This window comes from Caballeronia glathei (genome assembly GCF_000698595.1).
Classification (GTDB): domain Bacteria; phylum Pseudomonadota; class Gammaproteobacteria; order Burkholderiales; family Burkholderiaceae; genus Caballeronia; species Caballeronia glathei.
On sequence record NZ_JFHC01000345.1, the window covers coordinates 1 to 313 of the forward strand.

Here is a 313-nt window from a genome sequence, read left to right on the forward strand (position 1 = left end):
GCTGATCGACGCCGAGTTCGGTGTGGAACCGTCCATATGCCGGACCCACCCGCTGACGATTAGAGAAGGGTTAGACTGAAAGGATCCCGAGGGGGAAGGTTGCTTTATGGACTGAGGAGAACCTTATGCCGGACACCTACAAGGGTTTCGAATACGAGGCCGCTGTTCACGAAGTGGGCGCAAGAGAATTTCTCGGGACCGCTGTCATTTCTAAGGATGGCGTGATTATTCGGAGAGAAACGAATGAGATGACGTATCCCACAGCGGAAGAGGCACGCACAGAAGCAGAAATCATGGCGCCGAATATCATCGA

1 protein-coding gene is annotated in these 313 nt (G+C 53.4%); it reads left to right on the forward strand.

Annotation, left to right across the window (positions count from 1 at the left end; translation table 11 throughout):
- Positions 1 to 125: 125 nt before the first annotated feature.
- Positions 126 to 313 (forward strand): hypothetical protein (locus tag BG61_RS39065; protein WP_035943954.1); only part of this gene is annotated, 188 nt, incomplete at its 3' end.